This is a genomic window from Micromonospora humi (genome assembly GCF_900090105.1).
Classification (GTDB): Bacteria; Actinomycetota; Actinomycetes; order Mycobacteriales; family Micromonosporaceae; genus Micromonospora; species Micromonospora humi.
In genome coordinates this window covers 583,970-605,186 of sequence record NZ_FMDM01000001.1, presented here as the reverse complement: position 1 = coordinate 605,186, position 21,217 = coordinate 583,970, and the positions used below count along the sequence as shown (strand labels likewise).

Below are 21,217 nucleotides of genomic sequence, written 5' to 3'. Positions count from 1 at the left end.
CGCCGCCGCCGGGACCGGACGGCGCGACGGGCCCGGGACGGCTCAGAGGCTCATCGGCGCCCGGTCGACGGCCAGCGCGCGGAACCGCTCCCGCGGCTCGGGCACGAGCCGCCGGGCGGCCAGGTCCAGCAGGCCGCCGACCCCGGTCACCGCGGCGACCGGGGTCCCGTCGGGCCGGGTGAAGTCCTGCACGATGCCGAACGTCTTCCCCTCGCCCCACCGGAACTCGCAGGTGACGTCGACCTCGTCGCCGCCGCGCAGCTCCCGCAGGTAGCGCACGGTCACCTCCAGGGCGACCGGTCCGACGCCGCCGGCGAGCAACCGGTCCTGGGCGATCCCGGCGGCGCGCAGGCACTCCCAGCGGGCGTGCTCGGCGTACTGGAGGTAGACCGCCTGGTTGAGGTGTCCCTGGGTGTCCAGCTCGTAGCCGCGCACGGTGACGCGCACCCGGAATGGATCTGCCATGCCGGCAGACTAGCCAGCCTCCTCCGGCGCGCGGGTCTCGACAAGCGTGCCGTCGGCCAGCCGCAGCCACCGCTGCACGCCGATCGCGGCCAGGAACCGCGGGTCGTGGCTGACCACGAGCATCGCCCCCCGGTAGCCGCCGAGCGCGCTCTCCAACTGCGCGACGCTGTCCAGGTCGAGGTTGTTGGTGGGCTCGTCGAGCAGCAGCAGCTGCGGCGCCGGCGAGGCGTTCAGCACGCAGGCCAGGGTGGCCCGCAGCAGTTCGCCGCCGGAGAGCACCCGCACCGGCAGGTGCACCCGGTCACCGCGGAACAGGAACCGGGCCAGCAGGTTCATCCGTTCGGCGTCGGCGAGCGCGGGCGCGAACGCGGCCAGGTTCTCGGCGACCGTCCGCGCCGGGTCGAGCAGGTCCAGTCGTTGCGACAGGTAGGCCACCCGGCCCTCGACCCGGGTGGCGGTGCCGGCGACCGGCGCCTGGTCGCCGCTGACCAGGCGTAGCAGCGTGGACTTGCCGACGCCGTTGCCGCCGGTGAGCGCGATCCGCTCCGGTCCCCGGACGGTCAGGTCGACGCCGGCGAAGACCGGGCGGCCGTCGTACTCGGCGCGCAGCCGTTCGCCGGCGAAGACGGTCCGGCCGGCGGGCACTGCGGTGTCCGGCAGGTCGATGACGATCCGGTCGTCCTGGCGGGCCGCCCGGCTGGCCTGGTCCAGGCGGGCCTGCGCGTCGCCGACGCGGGCGGTGTGCGTCTCGGCGGTGCGGCCGGCCGAGACCTGGGCGTCCCGCTTGAGGCCACCGGCGACGATCCGGGCCAGCCCGGCGTCGGGCAGGTTCCGGGCGGCGGTGGAGGCGCGGCGGGCGGCGCGTTCCCGGGCCTGCTGCAACTCGCGTTTCTGCCGCTTCAGGTCCTGCTCGGCGCTGCGGACCTGCCGTTCGGCGACCTCGCGCTCGGCCCGTACCGCCTGTTCGTAGGCGCTGAAGTTGCCGCCGTACCAGCGGATCTCGTCGGACTCCAGCGACGCGATCCGGTCCATCTCGTCGAGCAGCGACCGGTCGTGGCTGACCACCAGCAGGCAGCCGGCCCAGCCGCGCAGCACCGCGGTGAGCCGTTCGCGGGCCGCCTCGTCGAGGTTGTTCGTCGGCTCGTCGAGCAGCAGCACGTCCGGGCGGCGCAGCAGCTGCGCGGCCAGGCCCAGCGAGATCACCTGACCGCCGCTGAGCGTGCCCAGGCGGCGGTCGAGCGCCAGCTCGCCCAGGCCCAGCCGGTCCAGCTCCGCCCGGGTGCGCTCCTCCACGTCCCAGTCGTCGCCGAGGGCGGTGAAGTGCTCCTCGCGGGCGTCACCGGCCTCGATGGCATGCAGCGCGGCGACGGCCCGGTCGACGCCGAGGACCTGCGCGACGCTCTGGTCGACGGCGAACGGCAGGTGCTGGGGCAGGTAGCCGAGGACACCGTGGACGGTGACCGTGCCGGCGGCCGGGCGCAGTTCGCCGGCGATCAGCCGCAGCAGCGTGGTCTTGCCCGTGCCGTTGGGAGCCACCAGACCGGTGCGGCCGGCGGGCACGGAGAAGGACAGTTCGGTGAAGACCGGAGTGTCGTCCGGCCAGGAGAAGGTGAGCGCGGAGCTGACGACGAAGGCGTCGGACATGATCGACCTCGGGAAGGAAAGCGCCGGGGCGCGACGTGGCGCCCGGCGGTGGCAGGGGACGACGAGGGGGGCCGCGGCGACGGCGCGGGGTGCGCGCGTCGGCGGCCGTCCGGGCTCTCACCCGGAGATGTCGTCGTCACCTGCCATGATCACTCCGATTCTCGGGGACCGCTCCACCCTAGCTCACCGGCGGGAAATCGGCGTGCGGGTCGGACCGGGAGTGCCTAGTGTGCCGGTCGTGGACCTGAAGATCATGACCTTGGCCGAGCGACCCGACCTGGCGCCGCGACTCGACGCCGACTTCGTCGGCGCCTGGCCGGAGTTCATGCTCTGGGACCCGATGGGCGCGGTCTACTACGGCGTCGCCGACGACCTCTACCCCGAGTTCGTCTTCGCCGCCGTCGACCCGGCCGAGCCGGGTCGCGTCGTCGCGCGGGCCTACGCGGTGCCGCTGCGCTGGACCGAGGACGAGCTGCCCGACGGAGGCTGGGACCGGGTCATCCAGCGGGCCACGCTCGGCCGGCTCACCGGTTCCACCCCCAACCTGGTCTCGGCCCTGGAGATCTGCGTCCGCCCGGACCGCCGCGGCGGCGGGGTGTCCGCGCTGATGCTGGACGCGATGCGCGCGGCCGTCGCCGCGCGGGGCTTTGACACGCTGGTGGCGCCGGTGCGCCCGAACGGCAAGGCCGCGCTCCCGGACGTGCCGATGGCCGAGTACGCCGCCCGCCGGCGCCCCGACGGGCTGCCCGAGGACCCGTGGCTGCGGGTGCACGTGCGGGCCGGCGGCGTCGTCGAGCGGGTGGCGCCCCGGTCGATGGCGATCACCGGCACGCTCGCCGACTGGCGACGCTGGACCGGGCTGCCGTTCGACGCCGACGGACCGGTGCACGTGCCCGGCGCGCTGGCGCCGGTGCTGGTCGACGTGGCGCACGACCACGCCGCCTACGTCGAGCCCAACGTGTGGGTGCGGCACCGGCTCTGACCGGCCGGGGGCGCGCTCAGGCCGGCCAGGCGTGGCCGATCCCGTCGAGCAGCAGCACCACCCCGTCGGTGGCCGCCTCCCGGTCGCGGGACAACTCCCGGTATTCCGGCGAGGTGGACCAGCGCTCGAAGTCGTCCCGGCTGTCGAAGGACAGCAGGACCACCTTGTCGTGCGGCCACTCGCCGGACACCACCCGCGGTGCGGTGTCCGCCGCGAGCAGGCGACCGCCGTGCCGGGCGAGCACCGGCAGGAAGGCGGCGACGTACCGGTCGTAGCGCGCCCGGTCGTGGACGGTGAGCTGCGCGAGGGCGTAGACGGTCACCGCGCCAGGCTAGCGACCGTCGGGCCGGCGTGGCGTCCTCCGTTCCGGCGGTGCCCGTGACCCGGAATCGTCCGGGCGGCCTGGCCACCGCGGGTGCCCGCCGCGGTCGTCGGCGGGCCGGCGGGCACCACCGGGAACAGCACCGCCGCCCTGCGGGGCCCGGCGGTCGTCGTCGGCGCCGACCGACGGCCGACCTGAGTAGCCTGGACCCATGATCTTCATTACCGCCAAGTTCCGGGTCCGGCCCGCCGACGCCGACCGGTGGCCGCAGATCGCCGCCGACTTCACCACGGCGACCCGGGCCGAGCCCGGCTGCCTGTGGTTCGACTGGTCCCGCAGCCTGGACGACCCGACCGAGTACGTGCTGGTCGAGGCGTTCCGCGACGACGAGGCCGGCGCGGCGCACGTGCAGTCGGCGCACTTCCGCGAGGCGCAGCGCACGCTGCCGCCGCACCTGGCCGAGACGCCCCGGATCGTCAACGCGAGCGTGCCGCAGGACGACTGGTCGCTCCTCGGTGAGATGGCCGTGCCCGGCGACGCCTGACGCCGGTCACGGGATGGTCAGGCCGTACGCGGCGAGGATCTCCAGGATCGGCTGGTAGTAGCTGGTGCCGCCGCTGGCGCAGGTGCCGCTGCCGCCGGAGAGCAGGCCGAGGACGGTGCCGGTCGCGGCCACGTAGAGCGGGCCGCCGCTGTCCCCCGGCTCGGCGCAGATGTTGGTCCGGATCAGCCCGGTGACGCTGCCCTCGGCGTAGTTGACGGTCTGGTTCAGCCCGGTGACCAGTCCGCACCGCACGCCGGTGGTGGCGCCGCTGCGGCAGACCGCCTGCCCGACGTACGCGCTGCCCGCCCCGGAGATGGTCACCTGGCCGGGGTACGTGTAGACGGCGCTGGGGTGGGCGACAGTGCCGGTGTAGCGGACCACCCCGTAGTCGTTGCCGGGGAAGCTGCTGCCGGTCCGGGAACCCAGCACGCTGGTGCGGGCGCTGTCGGCGTACCAGGTGGCGCCGAGGTTCGTGCAGTGTCCGGCGGTGACGAAGTACCAGGTGCTGCCGCTGCGCGCGTTCGCGCCGAGGGAGCATCGGCCACCGCCGCCGTAGATCGCCTGGCCGCCGGCGATCAGTGTGCGCAGCCGGCCGGGCTCGTGCCGCAGCACCGCCCCGGACCGGTCGGCGGCCCGGCGCACCGCGGTCAGCGCGGCCCCGCGTACCGTGTCGTCGACGGTGACGGTGAGGCGGCCGGTGGCCGGGTCGTGGCCCCAGGCGGTGCCGGCGGTGCGCACCTCGGCGAGCGCCGCCGGGGTGGCCGGCCGGGGCGCGCCGGCCCGGGCCGCGGCCGGGGTGACGGCGAGCAGCGCGGCGAGCGCGAGGAAGACGAGCGACGGTCGGCGCATCAGGACTCCTCCATCGTCGATAATCGATGTAGTGCCAGCATCGACCCCGGGGGCGTCCCCGTTCAAGCACCGGCGGCGGTCCGGTGGCGGACAGCGTGTCGACCCGGCGGGCCCGGTACCCGAAACTTTCGGAGCCGGCGCACCGGGGCGGTCCCGGCGCGGCCACCGCCCACGGCCGGCACGTTCCCGCCTCCGGGCGTCATCGGCGGCAGACGAATCGAGACATCGAGAACGTTAAGTTTTCGGAATCCTTCCGGTAGGCTCCTGACAGATTCGCTTCGATCACTCCACGGTGACGGGGAGCCACTCCCCACCCGCGCGGCCTCCGGGCGGCCGCGTCCGAGCCGACACCGTGGCGGGCGGTGGTCGAGGTGGACCATCCCATTGGTCAGGCTAGGAGAGGCTTCAGATGGACAAGGTGTTCGCCCGCACCAGTCAGAGCGCGGCGGCCCGGCCGCGCCCCCGTGCCACGGTGGTGTCGATGCTCGCCGGGGCCGCGGCGGTCGCCGCGACGGTAGCGGTCGCGACCAGCGCCAGCGCCGGCACGACGCTCGGCGCGTCGGCGGCGGAGCAGGGCCGCTACTTCGGCACCGCGGTGGCCGCGAACAAGCTGTCGGACAGCACGTACGTCGGCATCCTGAACCGCGAGTTCAACATGGTCACGCCCGAGAACGAGATGAAGTGGGACGCCACCGAGCCGTCCCAGAACCAGTTCAGCTACAGCAGCTCCGACCGGATCGTCGCGCACGCCCAGGCGAACGGCATGCGGGTCCGCGGGCACGCGCTGGCCTGGCACTCGCAGCAGCCGGGCTGGGCGCAGAACATGTCCGGCACCGCGCTGCGCAACGCCATGGTCAACCACATCACCCAGGTCGCCACCCACTTCAAGGGCAAGATCTACTCCTGGGACGTGGTCAACGAGGCGTTCGACGACGGCAACGGCGGCCGCCGCGACTCGAACCTCCAGCGCACCGGCAACGACTGGATCGAGGTCGCCTTCCGCACCGCGCGCGCCGCCGACCCCGGCGCCAAGCTCTGCTACAACGACTACAACACCGACAACTGGACCTGGGCCAAGACGCAGGGCGTCTACAACATGGTCAAGGACTTCAAGGCCCGGGGCGTGCCGATCGACTGCGTCGGCTTCCAGTCGCACTTCAACAACGGCTCGCCGTACCCGAGCAACTACCGCACCACGTTGCAGAACTTCGCCGACCTCGGCGTCGACGTGCAGATCACCGAGCTCGACATCGAGGGCTCCGGCAGCGCCCAGGCCACCACCTACGGCAACGTCGTCAAGGACTGCCTGGCCGTGGCGCGGTGCAACGGCATCACCGTCTGGGGCATCCGGGACAGCGACTCCTGGCGGGCCAGCGGCACGCCACTGCTCTTCGACGGCAGCGGCAACAAGAAGGCGGCGTACACCTCGACGCTCAACGCGCTGAACGCCGGCGGCACCACGCCGCCGACCAGCACCCCGCCCACCAGCACGCCGCCCACCAGCACGCCGCCCACGACCACGCCGCCGACCAGCACCCCGCCGTCGACGCCCCCGCCGGCCGGCGCCTGCACCGCGACGCTCTCCACCAACCAGTGGCAGGGCGGCTTCGTCACCAACGTCCGGGTCACCGCCGGCGGCAGCGCGCTCAACGGCTGGTCGGTGTCACTGACGCTGCCGTCCGGCTCGGCGGTCACCAACGCGTGGAGCGCGCAGACCAGCGGCTCCACCGGCCAGGTGACGTTCCGCAACGTCGACTACAACCGCCAGGTCCCCGCCGGTGGCAACACCGAGTTCGGCTTCCAGGGCACCGGCACCGCCCCCTCCGGCACCGTGAGCTGCACGGCCGGCTGATCCCCTCCCGTGGCCCGGCACGGCACCCCGCCGCGCCGGGCCACGGCTCAGTCCTCCAGCTCGGGGCCGAGCAGCCTGATCTCCTCGATGTCCGTGGCCGCCTGGAGCTCACGCAGCACCGCGTCGTCGATCTGGTTGGTGTTCCGCAGCCGGGTGACCGCCTGACGCTTACGGTCCAGCATCTCGAGCTGCAACCGGCGGGCCAGCTCCCGCTCCCGGTCCGCCTCCTCGCCGCGCGGATCGCGTACCTCCTCGAGGTGGTCCTGGTAGCCGGCGCGGAGCCGGTCCACGGTGTCCGCCGCGACGCCCAGATCGGCGGCGGCCGACGGCAACGCCTCCAGCACCGCCTCGGTGGCCCGGATCCGCGCCCGGCGCACCTCGTCGTCGCGCTCCCGGTCCCCGGTCAGGCCGGCCCAGCGGACGACGGCGGGCAGGGTGGTGCCCTGCACCACCATGATCAGCACGATCACCACCACGGTGACGAAGATGATCAGGTCGCGCTCGTGCACCCGGCTGCCGTCGTGCATGGTGACCGGCACGGCCAGCGCCGCGGCGAGCGAGACCGCACCCCGGAACCCGGCCCAGCCGGCGGCGGTACGCATCCGGCCGTCGAAGTGCGCCGACCGCCGCGACCGCCGCCGGTCGACCCGCTGCAACGCGGACACGGACAGGTGCACCCAGCCCAGCCGGGTGGCGACCACGACCAGCGCGACCAGCACCGCGATGCCGAACGACGCGGCCGGCGAGTGGCTGGTGATGCTGCGCAGCGAGCCGGGCACCTGCATGCCCAGCAGCACGAACAGGCTGCCGTTGATCATGAAGGTGGACAGGTCCCAGAACGCGTAGGCGGTCAGCCGGGAGCGGGCCCGGATCACCCGGGGACCCGCGTACGACAGGAGCAGGCCGGAGACGACGACCGCGAGCACCCCGCTGGCGTGCGCCGCGTCGGCGAGCAGGAACGCGACGAACGGGGTGAGGATGCTCAGCCCGCCCTCGCGCAACGCGTCGTCGACGTGCTTGCGGATCAGCACCACCACCCCGCCGACGAGCAACCCGGCCGCCACCCCGCCCAGCGACTTGCCGACGAACTGACCGGTGAGCGAGAACGCGCCGGGCACCTTCCCGCCCGCGATCACGCCGGCCGCCACCGCGAACAGCACCAGCGCCGTACCGTCGTTGACCAGGCTCTCGGCGCGCAGCGTGGTGAGAATGCCGCGCGGCATCCGCTTGGCCAGGCCGGCGACCGCGGCGGCGTCGGTGGGCGCCAGGACCGCGCCGAGCACCCAGGCGGCGGCCGGTTCCACGCCGAGGGCCTGGGCCACGTACGCGACGGCGACCATCGTGATGATCACCAACGCGACGGCCAGCAGCACGATCACCGCGAGGTTGGCGCGGATCTCGCGGAGGCTGATCACCAGGCTCTCCCGGTAGAGGATCGCCGGGAGGAACAGCACCAGCACCACCTCGGGTTCGAGGACCACGTTCTCGAACGGCGGCAGCAGGCCGAGCAGCGCGCCCATCGAGATGAGCAGCACCGGCGGCGCGACGCTGTACCGGCCCCCGATGGTGGTGCCGATGAGCACGGTGGCGCCGAGCACCGTGATCAGCACGAGTGCGCCCACGCCGTACCCCCGTCACCGTCCGCCGGGTCCACCGTGCCGCACGGCACGATCGGGTGGGGCGGAACGGCCCGATCGTTACTCGAAGCGGGACGGGTCGCCGACGCCCCGGCGCAGGATCTCCGGCTCGTCGCCGGAGAGGTCGACCACGGTGGTGGGTTCCAGCCCGCAGTCGCCGGCGTCGACCACGGCGTCGACCTGATGGTCGAGGCGTTCCTTGATCTCCCAGCCCTGGGTCATCGGCTCCGGCTCGTCGGGCAGCAGCAGCGTGCTGGAGAGCAGCGGCTCGCCCAGCTCGGCGAGCAGGGCCTGGGTGACGGTGTGCTTCGGCACGCGCGCGCCGACCACCCGCCGGCGCGGGTCCTGGAGCCGACGGGGCACCTCGGAGGTGGCCGGGAGCAGGAACGTGTAGCTGCCCGGGATCACGGCCTTGACCTGCCGGAACACCGAGTTGCTGAGCTTGACGAACTGGCCGAGCTGGGCGAAGTCGGCGCACACCAGCGTGAACGGGTGCCGCTCGTCGAGCCGGCGGATCTCCCGGATCCGCTCCACGCCGGCCCGGTTGTCGAGCCGGCAGCCGAGGGCGTAGCACGAGTCGGTCGGGTAGACGATCACCCCGCCGGACCGCAGCAGGTCCACCACCTGCCGGATCACCCGCGGTTGGGGATTGTCCGGATGCAGGTCGTAGTACCTCGCCACGCGGTCAGCCTATGCCCGTTCCCGATCACCCGCAGGTTTGGCGGGCGCCGGTTCCGGAAACAGGTCAGGGCCGTTTTCAGCACAGGGGGGACCGACCATGTCCGCATCCACCACCGACCGCGTCGCCGACCGTCCCGCGGAGGTGACCGACCCACTGCTGTGGGACCTGTCCGCCGCGGTGGCCGACACGCACCAGCCCGACGCGCAGCGGGCCTGCGCCAGCCCCAGTTGCGCCGGCGTCGCCTGGCCGTGCCCCGCGTGGAACGCGGCCCAGGCGGGCCTGACCATCGCCCGCGCCGGCTCACCCGGCACACGGACCGGAGCCACCGGCCCTCGGACCGCCGTCACACCGGCCGGGCCCGCCGCCACCTGGGCCGGCTCACCCGTAGCCCGAGCCGGCTCCCCCGCGACCGACCCGACGGCTCCCGGCGTCGCTACCGACTCCTCGGCAAGCGGCGGCCCCACCGACCCGGGCCGCCCCACTGCCGACACCCACCTCACCGCCACCGCAGCCTGACCCCACCCCCGCCCCACCCCACCCCGGCCCACCCCGCCCCGGCCCACCCCGCCCCGGCCCAGCCCGGCCCGCCCCGCCCGTCGATCTTGGAGTTGTGGCTGTTGTCAAAAGGCGCAATCCCGGCTGTCCGGGTGCCATAACTCCAAGATCGGCGAGACGGGGTGGGTTCGGGCGGCCGAAAGAAGGTTGACCAAGGGGTTCGGGTCGTCGGGCAGCCTCGGTGCCGACGTCAACTCCTTGATCGACAGCGGTCGCGCGCGGGACGGGGTGGGCGCCGGCGGGGCCGGACATCCAGGCCGCGCGGCCAACGGCGTGGCCGGAACGCCATGATTGCCCGCGCGGAGGGCTCCCGTCCACGCCGTTCCACGCCGCCAGCGGGCCGAGACGGGACCGCCCCGCGCCCCAACTCCACACCAGACCCTCCACACCGTTCCACCCGGACGGCCGACCGGCAGTGACGGAAACGCCAGCCCCCAGCCTGCGTCGATCATGAAGTTGGCGGCATTTTCGATCTTCCCGACCGCCGCCAACTTCATGATCGACGGCAGGGGCCGGCTCAGGGTGGGACGGGAACGGCGTCCGCGGCGCGTCGAAGCGAGGGCTACGCGCCCACGCCGTTCCACCCCGGCAGCCGACGGGGCGTACCGGAACGCCATGCACCCTGGACCGGGCGCCAGTCTCCACGCCGTTCCACCGGGGTGGCCGGCAGGCCACAACCGGGATGCCGTGCGTGCCGATCGCGGCGCGACACGGCCACGCGGGCGACCGACGGCCGCGAGTGGACGGCACGGGGCGCGCTCGAGGGCTCGACGTTCCACGCCGACCCGTTGACCGGGCAGGTGGGGTGCCCGCAGCGGGGGTCCACGGTGGGCGGGTGGGGCATGGTGCGCGCCGGTACGGGCGCTTGTCGTGGGAGCCGTCCCATCGGTCAGAGAGCGCTCTCTTTGGTAACGAGACATTGACGGACGCGTAACCGGAACCTAATCTCGCTTCTCAAGAGAGCGCTCTCTCGACTGTCGGACCACCATCCGAACACCACCTTCTCCTCTGAAGGGGACCTCCATGACACTCCCCCTGCGGGACGTCTCCCCCGTACCCCCGCCTGCCTCGCCCCCCTCCCCCACCCGCCGGCGTCGCCGCCGGGTGACCGCCCTCGCCGCCGTCTCCGTGCTCGCCGCCGGCCTGCTCGGTGTCGTGGTCGGCGGTGGCGGCACCGCCGCCGCCGGCACCGTCGGCGCGGGCAGCTACACCGAGACGCTGCCGCCCGGCGCCGCGCTGCCCAAGGGCTGCGGCACGGTCAGCACCAACCCCCGGATCTTCGCCACGGCGGACGCACCGGCCGGCGCGATCCCCACCAACGACTGGTGGTCCTCGCTGATCTGGAAGCGCAACACCTGCGGAGGCAGCGAGAACCTCCAGGCCCACCCGCTGGCGTTCAAGGCCGAGAACAACGGTCTCGGGCTGTCCTACACCACCACGCCGGCGATCAGCGGCACCGCCACCGGGGTCGGCGAATACCACTACCCGTACACCGAGGACGTCCGGGTCGGGGTGGCCGGGCTGGCCGCGCCGGTGGTCAAGGCCGCCGACTGGACGGACTGGACGGTCACCGCCGACTGGAGCGACGGCAGCCGGAGCATGCGGGCCACCATCGGCCACGGGCTGCCGTTCAGCTACTACACCGTGACCGGAGGGGGCGCCGCGCAGCTCACCGCCACCGCGACGCCGACGGTGTGGCGCAACTCCGGCGCCACCATCGGCTTCACGGTCAACGGGCACGACTACGTCGCGTACGGGCCGACCGGCGCGACCTGGACCGTCAACGGCGCCGGCATCAGCTCGACGCTGGCCGGCAAGGGCTACTTCTCGGTCGCGGTGCTGCCCGGCGGCGCGGACAAGGCCGCCCTGGCCGACACCTACGGCAGGTACGCGCACGCGCACGTCACCGGCACCCGGATGAGCTACGCCTACGACCCGGCGACCGGTGCGGTGCGCACCACCTACGCGTTCACCACCACGCCCCGCGAGGGCACCGAGACGAAGACCGTGGTGGCGCTCTACCCGCACCAGTGGCGCAGCCTCACCGGCGCCACACCGATCACCCCGACGTACGTCTCGCCGCGCGGCGCCATGCGGGTGCTCGCCGGCGTGCCGTCGTTCACCACCTCGATGCGCTTCACCGGCGTGCTCCCCGAGGTGCCCGCCGTGGGCGACTCCACCGGCGCGGACCTGAGCACGGTCACCAACTACCTCAGCGCCGAGCTGGCCAACCCGGAGGGGATCAGCGGCCAGGACACCTACTGGGCCGGCAAGGGTCTCGGCCGGGCCGCCCGGATCGCCGAGATCGCCGACCAGCTCGGGCTGGCGCCGGTCCGTGACAAGGCGGTGGCGGCCATGAAGGCCCGGCTCACCAACTGGCTCACCGCCTCCTCCGGCGAGACCAGCCAGCTCTTCTACTACGACCGCAACTGGGGCACGCTGATCGGCTACCCCGCCTCGTACGGCTCCGACGAGGACCTCAACGACCACCACTTCCACTACGGCTACTTCATCGCCGCGGCGGCCACGCTGGCCAAGTTCGACAGCGGCTGGGCCGACGACACCCGCTACGGCGGCATGGTCGACCTGCTGATCCGCGACGCCAACAACTACGACCGCGCCGACAACCGCTTCCCCTACCTGCGGGACTTCGACATCTACGCGGGCCACGACTGGGCCTCCGGGCTGGCGCCGTTCTTCGCCGGCAACAACCAGGAGTCCTCGTCCGAGGGGATGAACTTCGCCAACGCGCTGATCCAGTGGGGCCAGGCCACCGGGAACACCGCCGTCCGTGACGCCGGCGTCTACCTGTGGACCACCCAGTCCGCGGCCATCTCGGAATACTGGTTCGACGTGCACGACGAGAACTTCCCGACCGGTTTCCCGCACAAGACCGTCGGCATGGTGTGGGGCGACGGCGGCGCGTACGCCACCTGGTTCTCCTCCGCGCCGGAGATGATCCAGGGCATCAACATGCTGCCCATCACCGGCGGCCACCTCTACCTCGGCGAGTACCCGGAGTACGTCAAGGCCAACTACGCGGAGCTGCTCGCCAACAAGGGCGGCCCACCGACGGTGTGGCAGGACATCATCTGGGAGTTCCTCGCCCTCGGCGACGGCGACCAGGCGCTGCGCAACTTCCGGGCCAACAGCACCTTCGCCAGCGAGGAGGGCGAGAGCAAGGCGCACACGTTCCACTGGATCCGCAACCTCGCCGCGCTGGGCACTGTCGACACCTCGGTCACCGCGAACCACCCGCTGGCCAAGGTGTTCAAGAAGGGCACCGAGCGCACCTACGTGGCGTCGAACATCACCGCCGCGCCGCTGACCGTCACGTTCTCCGACGGCACCACGCTCGCCGTACCGGCCGGCAAGACCGTCACCTCCGGGGCGTACACCTGGAGCGGCGGCAGCGCCACCGGCGGGGTGACGGTGCCGACCGGTCCCCCGCCGACCAGGACGCCCACGCCCACCCCGACCACCCCGACCCCGACGCCGACCACGCCGAGCCCGACGCCGACCAGCGCCAGCCCGACGCCGACGCCGACCGGCCCGAGCCCCAGCCCGAGCACCACGCCGCCAGCGCTGGAGCCCACCCGCTACCTCGGCGCCGGCGGGGCGCTCGGGGGCACCGCCGGCCCGGCCGGCACGGTCGCGGTGGCCGCGGCCAACGGCAACCACGACGGGTCACCGGCCAACCCGCAGGTGTTCACCGCCACCGGGCTGACCGGCACGTACACCGGCGGGAACACCGCCTTCGATTTGGCCGTCGACGCCGGCACCTCGGTCGGCAACGGCGTCCAGGCCCGGGTCTCCTACGACCTGACCGGTGACGGCAGCTTCGACCGGGTGGAGACCTACCGGTACTACGCCACCGACCCGGTCACCGGCGTGGAGCACTACCGGCACACCCAGGGCCTGGCCTCGGCCACCGGCACGCTGGGCGACCTGTCCGGCGGCACGGTCCGGATCGAGGTGTGGAACGCGATCGGCGCGGGCGCCACCACGCTCGGCATCGGTGACGCGTCGCGCCTGGTCCTGCCGTACGCCGGCACCGCCGCCACCACGGCGCCGCCGGCGGCGGGCGGGTTCACCGCCGAACGGCACCTGGTCTCCCCGACCGGGCTGGCCGGCGCGGCCGGCGCCTCCGGCACCGCGACCGTCCCGGCGGCCGGCGGCGACCACCTGGTGTTCACCGCCTCCGGTCTGACCGCCCGCTACACCGGCGGGGCCACCCGGTTCGACATGCTGCTCGACGCCGGCACCGCGGTCGGCAACGGCACCCACGTGAAGGTCTCCTACGACCTGACCGGTGACGGCAGCGCCGACCGGGTGGAGACCTACCAGTACTGGGCGACCGACCCGGTGCCGGGCTGGGAGCACTACACCCAGGACCGGGGCCTCCAGTCGGGCGTCGGCACGCTCGGTGACCTGGCCGGCGGCACGGTGACCGTGGAGGTGTGGAACGCCATCGGCGGCGCCCCCACCAGCCTCGGCGTCGGCGACCGCTCGACCGTCACCCTGCCCTTCGGCGCGTGACACCGACCGGAGCCCCGGCCGTCCGACGGCCGGGGCTCCGGTGTGTCCGCCGCACCCCGGATCCGCGCCGCGCCGGCGGCTCAGGGCCAGCGAGTGGCGGTGGACGCGAACAGCTCCGGGTCGCTGGCCACCGGGATGACGCAGACGAGGTGGCCACCGGGCGCGCGCAGCACGTGGCAGTCCTGCCAGCGGGAGACCGGCGCGGCGCCCAGCCCGCGCAGCCGCTCCACCTCGGCGGGCACGTCGTCGGTCTCGATGTCGAGGTGGTGGCGGGGCGCGTCGTCGACCGCCTGCACGGCGGTGACCAGCCCCGGGACCACGTCGGCCAGGCCGGTGAACTCGGGCTCGGACGGGTCGGTGCGGATCTCCGCGCCGAGCGCGGCGGACCAGAACGCGGTGACCTCCCCGGCCGACTCCTGGGGCGCGTCGATGATCAGGGCGTAGAGCCGGGACCGGTGCATCACCCGACCCTAGTCAGGTCGGCCGCCGCCGGCAGCCCCGGCCGCGAGCCGCGCGCGCAACCACGCCGGGTCGGGATTCACCACGGCCCCGTCCGGCAGCACCACGGTCGGTACGGTCTCGTCGCCGCCGGTCACCTCCCGCACCGCCGCCGCCCCCTCCGGGTCACGCCAGATGTCCACCCAGTGCGCCTGCCGGGCGCGCCGGCCCAGCCGCAGGCGCAACCGCAGGCAGTAGGTGCAGCCGGGCCGCCAGTAGACCACCGGCCGGCCGTCGCGGGCGCTGCGGGCGCGCGCCTGTTCCGCGCTCAGCGACCGGGGAAAGGCCAGCGGTGAGAAGAGCACCGCCAGCACGGCGAAGCCCACGACGCCCAGCGTGGACGGCACCACGCCGTCCTGGGCGACGCCGACCAGCACGCCGGTGACGAGCATCAGCCCGGCGAGCCACCAACTGCGCGCCATCAGGCGGTCACCTCCACGAGCAGTTCCAGCAGATGACGGTACGGCCGGCCGGTGGCCCGGGCCAGGCCGATCTCGCAGGTGCGGTTCACCGAGGCGTACCCGTCGAAGGACCGCGCGCCGACGGTGGCGGCCTCGGCCCGGGTGGCCGACGCGGTCAACTCCGGGTGCAGCAGCCCCCGGTCACCGGCGAAGCCGCAGCACTGCCAGCCGTCCGGGACCACCACCTCGTCGGCGACCGCCCCGGCCACCGCGCGCAGCGCGTCGTCCAGGCCGAGCCGGGTCGACGAGCACGTCGGGTGCAGCGCGAGCGAGCCCAGCCGGCGGCGCACGGTCAGTCGGGGCAGCAGCGTGGTGGCCGCGAACTCCACCGCGTCGACCACCCGCAGGTCGCCGGCGCCGGCGAGCAGCCGCTCGAAGCCCTCGGTGCAGGAGACGGCGTCGCTGACCACCGGCAGCGCGCCGTCGCGACTGGCCGCGCGCAGCGTCGGCGGCACCTGGTCGCGCACCGCCCGGTAGCCGTCGGTCAGCCCCTTGGACGACCAGGGCGTGCCGCAGCACAGGTCGCCGACGCCGTCCGGCACGAGCAGGCGTACGCCGGCCCGGTCGGCCAGGGTGAGCAGCGCGCCGGCCACCCCGGCGCCGCCCTCGGCGGGGGCGAACAGCGTGCCCAGGCAGGACGGCACGAAGACGGCGTCCGGATCGTCGACCGGATGCGGGCGGCGGGGCGACCCGCCGGCGGGCAGGTCGCGTCGCCACTGCGGGACCCGGTCGGCGCCGAGCACCGCCCGGGCCGCCCGGGTGGCCGCCTCGGGCAGGGCCGGGGGCAGCGCGCCGGCCAGGTCCAGCCCGCGCGCCATCGCCCGGGTGGTGGCGCCCCACCGTCGGGCCGCGGCCCGCCAGCCGGTCGACACCGCCCGGCCGTGCTCCTCGGCGCGCAGCCGCTTGACCAGGTCACCGGTGTTGATCAGGACGGGGCAGGCGGTGGCGCACATGCCGTCCACCGCGCAGGTCTGCACCGCGTCGTAGTCGTAGGCGCCGGTCAGCTCCTTCGCCAGCGCCCGGTCACCGGCGGCCTCCGCGGCGGCGATCTCGCGGCGCAGCACGATCCGCTGCCGGGGCGTGGTGGTGAGGTCCCGGCTGGGGCAGACCGGCTCGCAGTAGCCGCACTCGACGCAGCGGTCCACCTCCTCCTCCACGGTCGGCACGGTCTTCAGGTGCCGCAGGTGCACCTCCGGGTCGTCGCCGAGCAGCACGCCCGGGTTGAGCACGCCGTCCGGGTCGCAGAGCGTCCGCAGCTCGCGCATCACCTCGTACAGCTCGTCGCCGAACTGGCGGCGCACGTACGGGGCCATCACCCGGCCGGTGCCGTGCTCGGCCTTGAGCGTGCCGCCGTGGCCGAGCACCAGGTCGACCATCTCCTCGGTGAAGTCGGCGTAGCGCGTCGGGGCCGCGCCGCCGGCGAACCGCTCGTTGAGCATGAAGTGCACGTTGCCGTCCTTGGCGTGGCCGAAGATCACGCTGTCGGCGTAGCGGTGGCGGTCGAACAGGTCGGTCAGCGCGGCGCAGGTGTCGGCCAGCGCCGCCACCGGCACCGCGACGTCCTCCAGCAGCGCGGTGGTGCCGGAGGGACGGGCGCCGGCCACCGCCGCGTACAGGCCCTTGCGGATGTGCCAGAGCGCGGCCCGGGCGGCCGGCTCGCCGCTGAGCCGGGCCGGGGTGGTCAGCGGCAGGTCGGCCAGCACCGGTTGCGCGGCGGCGACCCGGTCGGCCAGCGCGTCCGGGTCGGACTCCTGCCACTCCACCAGCAGCGCCGCGTGCCCGCGCACGGCCAGGCCGCGCAGCGCCGCGTCCGCCTTCGGGTCGCGCTGCGCCACCCGCAGGGCGGCGGCGTCGAGCAGCTCCACCGCCGCCGGCCCGGCGGCCACCAGCGCCGGCATGGCCGCCGTGGCCGCGCCGAGGGTGTCGAAGACCAGCAGGCCGGTCGCGGCGTGCCGGAGCACGGGTACGGTGCGGAAGATCGCGGACGCCACGAACGCGAGCGTGCCCTCGCTGCCCACCACCAGCCGGGTGAGCAGGTCGGCCGGGTCGTCGTGGTCGAGGAACGCGTTCACCCCGTACCCCATGGTGTTCTTCATGGCGAACTGGGCGCGGACCCGGCGCACCGAGTCGGGGTTGCCGCGCACCCGGTCGCGCAGCCGCAGCAGGCCGGCGTGCAGCGCCGGCTCGGTGGCGCGCAGCCGGGCGTCGGCGTCCGGCGCGCCGGTGTCCAGCACGGTGCCGCTGGGCAGCACCAGCACCAGCGACTCCAGCGTGCGGTAGGTGTTGAACTCGGTGCCGCAGGTCATCCCGCTGGAGTTGTTGGCGACCACCCCGCCCACGGTGCACGCCGACTCGCTGGCCGGGTCCGGACCGAGCTTGCGGCCGTACGCCGCGAGCCGCGCGTTGACCTGCCGCAGCACCACCCCCGGCTGCACCCGCACCCGCCGCCCGTCGTCGAGCACCGCCAGGTCGCGGAAGTGCCGGCGGACGTCGACCAGCAGCCGGTCGGTGACCGCCTGACCGCTGAGGCTGGTGCCGCCGGAGCGGAACGTCAGCGGGACGCCGGCGCGGCGGCTCTGCGCCAGCAGCGCGGCGACCTGCCCGGCGTCGGCCGGGGTGACCACCGCGCCGGGGTGCAGCAGGTAGTGCGACGCGTCGTGGGCCAGCTTCAGTCGGTCCGCGGCCCGGGTGCTCACCCCGCCGGGCACCGCCGCCTCGAGCCCGGCCAGCGCCGACGCGCTCAACTCCGTCATGATCACCGCACCTCCCCCGCCCACCCTAGGCCGGACCGGTCGCGGGTCAGCCGCCGACGCCCGCGTACGTGCGCAGCGCCCGCCGCCACGCCGCGGTGGCCAGCGCGACCGCGCCGGCCGCCACCAGCACCGCCACCGGCAGCAGCCGCGGGTCGAGCCGGCCCAGCAGGGCCGCGCCCGGGTACGTGGTGAGGAACGCGACCGGCACCACGGTGAGCAGGGTGCGGGCCGGGTCGCGGTAGAGGTCGACCGGGAACCGGGACAGCTCGACGAAGGCGAACGAGACCCGGTCCAGGTCCTCCGCGGCGACCAGCACCACGGTCGCCGCCATCAGCAGCACGGTCAACGCGTAGAGCAGCACCGCCGCGCAGGCCAGCAGCAGCAGGAACGCGGCCAGCCGGCCCGGGGACACGCCCCGCCCGGCGAGCCCCACGCCGACCGTGGTGAGCACCAGGCCCAGCGCCGGGTCGAGCAGGTTGGTGACCCGTACCCGGCCGAGGCTCACCAGCAGCTGCGCGTCGAACGGCTTGGTGAGCAGGAAGTCGAGGGTGCCCCGGCGGACGTGGTCGCTCATCAGCTCCAGGTTGGGTTGCAGCAGCGTCTGGCGCAGTCCGTTGAGCGTGAAGAACAGGCCGATGACGACCAGCACCTCGCCGTGGGTCCAGCCGGCCACCGAGCCGGCGAAGCGGAAGTAGACCGACGCGCCCGCCACCGCCCACACCATCCAGAACGCGCTGAGCGCGGCGGCGGAGAGGAACTGGAGCCGGTACTCCAGGTCGGCCGCGACCGCCGCCCGCCAGCAGATCCGCAGCACCCGCAGCTGCCGCCGGATCACCCGGCCACCGCCTGGTGGCGGCGTACGCCCCGGCGCCAGCCGAACCGGTAGAGCAGCGCGAACACGCCGAGCCAGCCGAGGCCGACGGCGAAGCCGAACGCGGTCTGCGCGCCGTCGAGCCGGCCGGTCAGCAGCTCCACCGGGAAGCCCATCATGCTGCGGAACGGCAGCACCAGCGCGGCCGTGCGCAGCCACGGCGGCAGCAGCTCCAGCGGGGCGACCCAGCCGGAGGCGAACGAGCCCAGGCCCCACCAGAGCAGCCACACGTTGGCCGTCTGCGTGCTCCAGAAGCCGAGCAGGGCGAACGTGGACGCGGTCAGCAGGCCCAGCGCGTACGCCAGCACCAGCGCGGCGGCGAACGCGACCAGCCGGGCCGGGGTGACCGGGTAGTCCAGGGCCGGGCTGAGCACGGCGGCCAGCGCCAGGGCGGGCCCGAGCGCCACCAGCGTCACCGCCCGCTGCCCGAGGTCGGCGGCGGCGTACTGGTGGAACGGGTGCAGCGGGCGCAGCAGCCGCAGCGACAGGTCGCCGCTGCGCAGGTCGGCGTCCCACTGCCAGACCACGTGGTCCCCGGACAGGTTCACCACCAGTGTCGCGGCGGCGTAGTAGGCGAGGAAGTCGCCGGCGGTCCAGCCGGCCGGCGGGCCGCCCTCGGCCACCACGGTCAGCCAGACCGCCATCATCAGCAACGGGAAGAAGCCGGTGAGCACGCGCAGCACCAACCGGCCCCGGTAGGTCACCGCGACCAGCGTGCCGCCCCGGGCCAGCCCGCGGTAGGCGGTGAGCGTGTCACGCATGGGCGAAGACCGCCCGGATGATCTCCTCGATCGGCGGATCCTCGATCGCCACGTCCTCGACCGGCAGCGTGGCCAGCAGCCGGCCGGCGACCGCGGCCGTCTCGGCGCGGGGCACCGCCAGCGTGACCACCGCGCCGTCGACGGTGACCGGTTCGCCGAGCCCGGCCCAGGTCGCCGCCGGGACCGGCGCGCGGAGCGTGACCCGGACCAGCCGGTGCGGCGAGTGCGCCTCGACCAGCGCGGCCAGGTCGCCGTCGAAGCGCAACGTGCCCCGGTCGACGACCAGCACGCGCCGGGCCAGTGCGGTCACGTCGCCCATGTAGTGGCTGGTCAGCAACACGGTCGCGCCGTGCCGGTCGTTGTAGTCGCGCAGGAACGCCCGCACCGCGGCCTGCCCGTTGACGTCGAGGCCGAGCGTCGGCTCGTCGAGGAAGAGCACGTCCGGGCGGTGCAGCAGCGCGCCGGCCAGCTCGCACCGCATCCGCTCGCCCAGGCTGAGCACCCGCACCTGCCGGCCGAGCAGCTCGGCGAGGCCGAGCAGGTCGACCAGTTCGTCGAGCGCGGCCCGGTACGGCCCCTCGGCGATCCCGTACACCGCCCGGTTCACCTCGAACGCGTCGGCCGCCGGGAGATCCCAGAACAGCCCGTTGCGCTGGCCCATCACCAGCGAGATGCGGCGCAGGAACGCGGACTCCCGGCGGTGCGGCGTGTGCCCGAGCACCCGCACGGCGCCGGCGGTCGGGTGCAGCAGGCCGGTGAGGCACTTGAGGGTGGTGGTCTTCCCCGCCCCGTTGGGGCCGAGGAAGCCGACGACCTCACCGGCGCTGATGGTGAAGCTGACCCGCTCCACCGCCCGGACGGTGACATGCTCGCGGCGGACCAGGGACCGCAGCGACGCGGCCAGGCCCGGCTGCCGCCGGTGCACCCGGTAGTGCTTGGCCAGGTCGCGTACCTCGATCACCGCCCGACCCTAGCCAGGCCCGGACGGCCGGCGACATCGAGTTTCGTCAGCCGGCCTCGATCCGCGCCAGCACCCGGTGCTGGAACGCGCGGGCCGCCGGCCCGGACGGCGGCGGCCCGCCCGAGCGGGCGGCGACCGCACGGAGGATCAGCGCGGCGTCCGGGTCGGCGGCGGCCACCCGCCGCCCGGCGTCGACCTTGCCCAGCCAGACGCCGTCGCGGCAGCGCACCAGCGCGCGGCAGGCCCCGAGCACCGCGTCCTCCGCGCCCGGCGCCGGCGCGTCGCCGGGCGGGGTGGGCAGTGCCAGCCACCAGCGCAGCGCGTCCACCAGCAGCGTCCGCAGCGCGGCCGGCGCCGGGTCGGCGAACGCGTCGACGGCGGGCGGGCCGAGCAGGCTCAGGCCGGACTGGCGCAGGATGCTGCGGTCCAGCGCGTACCAGAACCGCCCGTCCGCCGCGGGCCGGTCGGCCGGGTCGTAGGTGGCGCGGAACGGCATCGTGGCGCCGGTGTTCAGCTCCATCTCGAAGCCCGGGTCGGACGTGCCGGAGGCGGCCACCTCCCGTCGGTAGACGACCAGTTCCAGGCCGCGCGCCGGGCAGGGCAGCGACTCGTGCCGCAGCCGGTCCACCAGCTCCCGCTTCGCCGCGACGGACGGCGGCGTGGCGACCAGCAACGCCACGTCCACGTCGCTGCGCCCCGGCTGGTAGGCGTCCAGCGCGACCGAGCCGGCCGCGTACGCGCCGGCCAGGTCGGCGCCGAGCACGTCCCGGGCGCGCCGGACGAGGTCGGCGAGATATCCGCGTACGTCGTCGCGCATGCCCGCATCCTGCCCGGCCGCTTT

18 protein-coding genes are annotated in these 21,217 nt (G+C 74.4%); 5 read left to right on the top strand and 13 right to left on the bottom strand.

The window, feature by feature from the left end; all coding sequences use genetic code 11:
* Positions 1 to 42: 42 nt before the first annotated feature.
* Entirely contained in the window at positions 43 to 465 is a 423-nt protein-coding gene (locus GA0070213_RS02695; protein ID WP_091056385.1) for an acyl-CoA thioesterase, read from the bottom strand.
* A 9-nt stretch (positions 466 to 474) separates the two neighbouring features.
* Entirely contained in the window at positions 475 to 2,109 is a 1,635-nt protein-coding gene (locus tag GA0070213_RS02690) for an ABC-F family ATP-binding cassette domain-containing protein (protein ID WP_091056383.1), read from the bottom strand.
* 238 nt (positions 2,110 to 2,347) lie between these two features.
* Here GA0070213_RS02690 and GA0070213_RS02685 point away from each other — a divergent pair, with 238 nt between their 5' ends.
* Positions 2,348 to 3,091 carry an N-acetyltransferase gene (locus GA0070213_RS02685; protein ID WP_245716223.1) on the top strand — a complete coding sequence of 248 codons (744 nt, stop codon included), beginning with the start codon at positions 2,348 to 2,350 and terminating at the stop codon, positions 3,089 to 3,091.
* A gap of 16 nt (positions 3,092 to 3,107) precedes the next feature.
* Here GA0070213_RS02685 and GA0070213_RS02680 read toward each other — a convergent pair whose 3' ends face one another.
* Positions 3,108 to 3,413, bottom strand: coding sequence for a DUF1330 domain-containing protein (locus GA0070213_RS02680; RefSeq protein WP_091056381.1), 306 nt, complete (start codon positions 3,411 to 3,413; stop codon positions 3,108 to 3,110).
* A gap of 211 nt (positions 3,414 to 3,624) precedes the next feature.
* Between GA0070213_RS02680 and GA0070213_RS02675 the strand changes: the two genes are divergently transcribed.
* Positions 3,625 to 3,957 (top strand): putative quinol monooxygenase, encoded by a 333-nt coding sequence (locus tag GA0070213_RS02675; RefSeq protein WP_091056378.1) that lies wholly within the window; start codon positions 3,625 to 3,627, stop codon positions 3,955 to 3,957.
* 6 nt (positions 3,958 to 3,963) lie between these two features.
* On the opposite strand, the gene GA0070213_RS02670 is transcribed toward GA0070213_RS02675, so the two are convergent.
* Positions 3,964 to 4,806, bottom strand: coding sequence for a S1 family peptidase (locus tag GA0070213_RS02670; protein WP_091056375.1), 843 nt, complete (start codon positions 4,804 to 4,806; stop codon positions 3,964 to 3,966).
* A gap of 409 nt (positions 4,807 to 5,215) precedes the next feature.
* On the opposite strand from GA0070213_RS02670, the gene GA0070213_RS02665 reads away from it, so the two are divergent.
* On the top strand, positions 5,216 to 6,658 hold the full coding sequence (locus tag GA0070213_RS02665) for a glycoside hydrolase family 10 protein (RefSeq protein WP_091056372.1): 1,443 nt from the start codon (positions 5,216 to 5,218) through the stop codon (positions 6,656 to 6,658).
* A gap of 47 nt (positions 6,659 to 6,705) precedes the next feature.
* Here the strand turns inward: GA0070213_RS02665 and GA0070213_RS02660 are convergent, their stop codons facing one another.
* Both GA0070213_RS02660 and GA0070213_RS02655 read right to left on the bottom strand, forming a co-directional pair.
* Positions 6,706 to 8,280: a Na+/H+ antiporter gene (locus GA0070213_RS02660; protein ID WP_245716222.1), complete on the bottom strand. Its 1,575-nt coding sequence runs from the start codon at positions 8,278 to 8,280 to the stop codon at positions 6,706 to 6,708.
* Between the two features lie 75 nt (positions 8,281 to 8,355).
* A complete protein-coding gene (locus tag GA0070213_RS02655; RefSeq protein WP_091056370.1) occupies positions 8,356 to 8,976 on the bottom strand; it encodes an L-threonylcarbamoyladenylate synthase in 621 nt (206 codons plus the stop codon).
* Positions 8,977 to 9,073: 97 nt separating this feature from the next.
* On the opposite strand from GA0070213_RS02655, the gene GA0070213_RS02650 reads away from it, so the two are divergent.
* Together GA0070213_RS02650 and GA0070213_RS02645 are read left to right on the top strand one after the other, a co-directional pair.
* On the top strand, positions 9,074 to 9,493 hold the full coding sequence (locus tag GA0070213_RS02650; RefSeq protein WP_091056368.1) for a hypothetical protein: 420 nt from the start codon (positions 9,074 to 9,076) through the stop codon (positions 9,491 to 9,493).
* A 1,062-nt stretch (positions 9,494 to 10,555) separates the two neighbouring features.
* A complete protein-coding gene (locus tag GA0070213_RS02645; protein ID WP_245716221.1) occupies positions 10,556 to 14,071 on the top strand; it encodes a glycosyl hydrolase in 3,516 nt (1,171 codons plus the stop codon).
* An 80-nt stretch (positions 14,072 to 14,151) separates the two neighbouring features.
* Here the strand turns inward: GA0070213_RS02645 and GA0070213_RS02640 are convergent, their stop codons facing one another.
* From GA0070213_RS02640 to GA0070213_RS02610, 7 genes are read right to left on the bottom strand one after another with little or no spacing between them, the layout of a single operon-like run.
* Positions 14,152 to 14,532 (bottom strand): VOC family protein, encoded by a 381-nt coding sequence (locus tag GA0070213_RS02640; RefSeq protein ID WP_091056365.1) that lies wholly within the window; start codon positions 14,530 to 14,532, stop codon positions 14,152 to 14,154.
* 9 nt (positions 14,533 to 14,541) lie between these two features.
* Complete coding sequence (locus tag GA0070213_RS02635) at positions 14,542 to 14,991, bottom strand: glutaredoxin domain-containing protein (protein ID WP_091056362.1); 450 nt, start codon at positions 14,989 to 14,991, stop codon at positions 14,542 to 14,544.
* Positions 14,991 to 17,783 (bottom strand): FAD-binding and (Fe-S)-binding domain-containing protein, encoded by a 2,793-nt coding sequence (locus GA0070213_RS02630; protein WP_091056719.1) that lies wholly within the window; start codon positions 17,781 to 17,783, stop codon positions 14,991 to 14,993. Before GA0070213_RS02630 ends, GA0070213_RS02635 begins: the two co-directional genes overlap by 1 nt.
* A gap of 46 nt (positions 17,784 to 17,829) precedes the next feature.
* Positions 17,830 to 18,618 (bottom strand): ABC transporter permease, encoded by a 789-nt coding sequence (locus GA0070213_RS02625; protein ID WP_091056359.1) that lies wholly within the window; start codon positions 18,616 to 18,618, stop codon positions 17,830 to 17,832.
* The gene (locus GA0070213_RS02620) at positions 18,615 to 19,415 is read right to left on the bottom strand and encodes an ABC transporter permease (protein ID WP_091056357.1); all 801 of its coding nucleotides are present in this window, start codon (positions 19,413 to 19,415) and stop codon (positions 18,615 to 18,617) included. The genes GA0070213_RS02625 and GA0070213_RS02620 overlap by 4 nt, the downstream gene beginning before the upstream one ends.
* The gene (locus tag GA0070213_RS02615; protein WP_091056354.1) at positions 19,408 to 20,376 is read right to left on the bottom strand and encodes an ABC transporter ATP-binding protein; all 969 of its coding nucleotides are present in this window, start codon (positions 20,374 to 20,376) and stop codon (positions 19,408 to 19,410) included. Before GA0070213_RS02615 ends, GA0070213_RS02620 begins: the two co-directional genes overlap by 8 nt.
* A gap of 46 nt (positions 20,377 to 20,422) precedes the next feature.
* On the bottom strand, positions 20,423 to 21,193 hold the full coding sequence (locus GA0070213_RS02610) for a nucleotidyltransferase (protein WP_091056351.1): 771 nt from the start codon (positions 21,191 to 21,193) through the stop codon (positions 20,423 to 20,425).
* Between the last annotated feature and the right edge of the window lie 24 nt (positions 21,194 to 21,217).

Excerpts from the sequence above, each read along its gene's own strand:
- GA0070213_RS02675 (WP_091056378.1), top strand. The coding sequence starts at position 3,625 with ATGATCTTCATTACCGCCAAGTTCCGGGTCCGGCCCGCCGACGCCGAC.
- GA0070213_RS02645 (WP_245716221.1), top strand. The coding sequence starts at position 10,556 with ATGACACTCCCCCTGCGGGACGTCTCCCCCGTACCCCCGCCTGCCTCG.
- GA0070213_RS02695 (WP_091056385.1), bottom strand. The coding sequence starts at position 465 with ATGGCAGATCCATTCCGGGTGCGCGTCACCGTGCGCGGCTACGAGCTG.
- GA0070213_RS02610 (WP_091056351.1), bottom strand. The coding sequence starts at position 21,193 with ATGCGCGACGACGTACGCGGATATCTCGCCGACCTCGTCCGGCGCGCC.
- GA0070213_RS02665 (WP_091056372.1), top strand. The coding sequence starts at position 5,216 with ATGGACAAGGTGTTCGCCCGCACCAGTCAGAGCGCGGCGGCCCGGCCG.
- GA0070213_RS02670 (WP_091056375.1), bottom strand. The coding sequence starts at position 4,806 with ATGCGCCGACCGTCGCTCGTCTTCCTCGCGCTCGCCGCGCTGCTCGCC.
- GA0070213_RS02630 (WP_091056719.1), bottom strand. The coding sequence starts at position 17,783 with ATGACGGAGTTGAGCGCGTCGGCGCTGGCCGGGCTCGAGGCGGCGGTG.
- GA0070213_RS02635 (WP_091056362.1), bottom strand. The coding sequence starts at position 14,991 with ATGGCGCGCAGTTGGTGGCTCGCCGGGCTGATGCTCGTCACCGGCGTG.
- GA0070213_RS02690 (WP_091056383.1), bottom strand. The coding sequence starts at position 2,109 with ATGTCCGACGCCTTCGTCGTCAGCTCCGCGCTCACCTTCTCCTGGCCG.
- GA0070213_RS02620 (WP_091056357.1), bottom strand. The coding sequence starts at position 19,415 with ATGCGTGACACGCTCACCGCCTACCGCGGGCTGGCCCGGGGCGGCACG.
- GA0070213_RS02650 (WP_091056368.1), top strand. The coding sequence starts at position 9,074 with ATGTCCGCATCCACCACCGACCGCGTCGCCGACCGTCCCGCGGAGGTG.
- GA0070213_RS02640 (WP_091056365.1), bottom strand. The coding sequence starts at position 14,532 with ATGCACCGGTCCCGGCTCTACGCCCTGATCATCGACGCGCCCCAGGAG.